The organism is Stenotrophomonas sp. P5_B8 (genome assembly GCF_054049855.1).
The window spans coordinates 1-2918 of record NZ_JBFULO010000457.1 but is presented as its reverse complement, the minus strand read 5'-3'; the positions used below and the strand labels follow the sequence as shown (position 1 = coordinate 2918).

Genomic DNA, 2918 nt, shown 5'->3' with positions numbered 1-2918 from the left:
TTCCGAAGGAATTCATTCCGTCGATCGAAAAGGGCCTGCGCGAAACCATCACCAGCGGTCCGCTGGCCGGCTTCCCGGTCGTGGACGTCAAGGTGAAGCTGGTGTTCGGCTCGTACCATGACGTCGACTCCTCGGAAATGGCGTTCAAGCTGGCTTCCTCGATGGCCTTCAAGCAGGGCTTCCAGAAGGCCAAGCCGGTCCTGCTGGAACCGATCATGAAGGTCGAGATCGTGACCCCGGAGGATTACCAGGGTGACGTGATGGGCGACGTCAGCCGTCGTCGTGKCGTGCTGCAGGGTTCGAGCACCACCGGTGACGGTTCGGCCAGCATCATCAACGCGATGATCCCGCTGGGTGAAATGTTCGGTTACGCCACCTCGCTGCGTTCGCAGACCCAGGGTCGCGCGACGTTCACGATGGAATTCGACCACTACGAGCCGGCGCCGAACAACATCGCCGAAACCGTGATCAAGAAGTCCTGAGCGTAAGCTCGGGACTCCACCTCATTCTTTTCTGATATCCAAGGTATACAACAATGGCAAAGGGTAAGTTCGAGCGCACCAAGCCGCACGTCAACGTCGGCACCATCGGTCACGTCGATCACGGCAAGACCACGCTGACCGCYGCACTGACCAAGATCGGTGCYGAGCGCTTCGGTGGCGARTTCAAGGATTACTCSGCGATCGACGCCGCGCCGGAAGAAAAGGCGCGTGGCATCACGATCTCGACCGCGCACGTCGAATACGAATCCACCGAGCGTCATTACGCCCACGTGGATTGCCCGGGCCATGCTGACTACGTCAAGAACATGATCACCGGTGCTGCCCAGATGGACGGCGCGATCCTGGTCTGCTCGGCCGCTGACGGCCCGATGCCGCAGACCCGCGAGCACATCCTGCTGTCGCGTCAGGTCGGCGTGCCGTACATCGTCGTGTTCCTGAACAAGGCCGACATGGTGGACGACGCCGAGCTGCTGGAACTGGTCGAAATGGAAGTCCGCGAGCTGCTGAGCAAGTACGACTTCCCGGGCGACGACACCCCGATCATCGCGGGCTCGGCCCGTCTGGCGCTGGAAGGCGACCAGAGCGACATCGGCGTGCCGTCGGTGATCAAGCTGGTCGAGGCGCTGGACACCTGGATCCCGCTGCCGGAGCGTGACGTCGACAAGGCATTCCTGATGCCGGTCGAAGACGTGTTCTCGATCTCGGGCCGCGGCACCGTGGTGACCGGTCGTATCGAGCGCGGCGTGATCAAGGTCGGCGAAGAAATCGAAATCGTCGGTATCCGCGACACCGTCAAGACCACCGTGACCGGCGTGGAAATGTTCCGCAAGCTGCTCGACCAGGGTCAGGCAGGCGACAACGCCGGTCTGCTGCTGCGCGGCACCAAGCGTGACGACGTCGAGCGTGGYCAGGTCCTCTGCAAGCCGGGTTCGATCAAGCCGCACACCCAGTTCGACGCCGAAGTCTACGTCCTGTCCAAGGATGAAGGCGGCCGCCACACCCCGTTCTTCAAGGGCTACCGTCCGCAGTTCTACTTCCGYACCACCGACATCACCGGTGCGGTCGAGCTGCCGGAAGGCGTGGAAATGGTCATGCCGGGCGACAACGTGAAGATGGTTGTCACCCTGATCAACCCGGTCGCCATGGATGAAGGCCTGCGCTTCGCGATTCGTGAAGGCGGTCGTACCGTCGGCGCCGGCGTGGTCTCCAAGATCCTCAAGTAATCTGCTAGAATCTTCGCCCCGATGTTGCCTGGGTAGGGCATCGGGGCGGAACCAAACGGGAAAAGAGGCGCAGGAAGCTCCTCGTGTTCCCCAGACCAGGAAGGGTCGCGCCATTCAGGCAGTGTCAACAGGTCCCCTGTTGACCGCCACGTTGTATGCGCGCTATACTTTTTGTCTGGGCAGATCGGGAGACCGGTCTGCCTCGATTTTTGAGGTCTACGGAAAGATCTTGTCGCCGCACGGGAATGTGCGGCGTCTGCATTCAGGATATTCATGGGACAAGGCAACCCAGAGGCCTTGTCCGTCGCTCTTTTAACGAAGGAACCCACCGTCATGGCGGACCAAAAGATCCGGATTCGGCTGAAGGCGTTCGATCATCGTTTGATCGACCGTTCGGCCAGCGAGATCGTAGAAACGGCAAAGCGGACCGGCGCGCAAGTGCGTGGCCCGATCCCGCTGCCGACCAAGATCGAGCGTTACACCATTCTCGTTTCCCCGCACGTCGACAAAGACGCGCGTGACCAGTACGAGACCCGCACGCATAAGCGCGTGCTCGATATCGTTGACCCGAACGACAAGACCGTGGACGCGCTGATGAAGCTCGAACTGGCTGCCGGCGTCGACGTTCAGATCAAGCTGACCTGAGGACTACGACCATGACGAAGAAATATTCGTTGGGCTTCGTGGGCCGCAAGGCTGGCATGAGCCGCGTGTTCACCGAAGATGGCCAGGCCATCCCGGTAACCCTGATTGAAGCCACCCCGAACCGCATCGCGCAGATCAAGACCGTCGAAGCTGACGGCTACAGCGCCGTGCAGGTGACCGTCGGCGCGCGTCGCGCTGCCCTGGTCAACAAGCCCGAATCCGGTCACTTCGCCAAGGCGAAGGTCGAAGCCGGTCGTGGCCTGTGGGAATTCCGCGTTGAAGACGCGCAGCTCGGCGATTTCGCCGTCGGCGGCGAAGTCAAGGCGGACATCTTTGAAGTTGGCCAGAAGGTCGACGTCCAGGGTGTCACCAAGGGTAAGGGCTTCCAGGGCACCATCAAGCGCTACAACTTCCGTATGGGCGATGCAACCCACGGTAACTCGCTGTCGCATCGCGCGCCGGGTTCCTTGGGCCAGCGCCAGACCCCGGGTCGTGTTTTCCCGGGTAAGAAGATGTCCGGCCACATGGGTTCGGTGCAGCAGAGCAC

3 protein-coding genes and 1 pseudogene are annotated in these 2918 nt (G+C 61.4%); all 4 read left to right on the top strand.

Annotation, left to right across the window (positions count from 1 at the left end; all coding sequences use genetic code 11):
• Positions 1–482, top strand: a pseudogene (fusA, locus tag ACXJKH_RS17975) (elongation factor G); the annotation flags it as partial.
• 53 nt (positions 483–535) lie between these two features.
• Positions 536–1726 (top strand): elongation factor Tu, encoded by a 1191-nt coding sequence (tuf, locus tag ACXJKH_RS17970; RefSeq protein ID WP_256775013.1) that lies wholly within the window; start codon positions 536–538, stop codon positions 1724–1726.
• 333 nt (positions 1727–2059) lie between these two features.
• Positions 2060–2371 (top strand): 30S ribosomal protein S10, encoded by a 312-nt coding sequence (rpsJ, locus tag ACXJKH_RS17965; RefSeq protein ID WP_010341589.1) that lies wholly within the window; start codon positions 2060–2062, stop codon positions 2369–2371.
• Positions 2372–2382: 11 nt separating this feature from the next.
• Positions 2383–2918, top strand: a 536-nt coding sequence (gene rplC / locus ACXJKH_RS17960; protein WP_457321367.1) for a 50S ribosomal protein L3, incomplete at its 3' end; no start/stop codon positions are given.

Coding starts and splice junctions, on each gene's coding strand:
- rpsJ (WP_010341589.1), top strand. CDS start 2,060: ATGGCGGACCAAAAGATCCGGATTCGGCTGAAGGCGTTCGATCATCGT.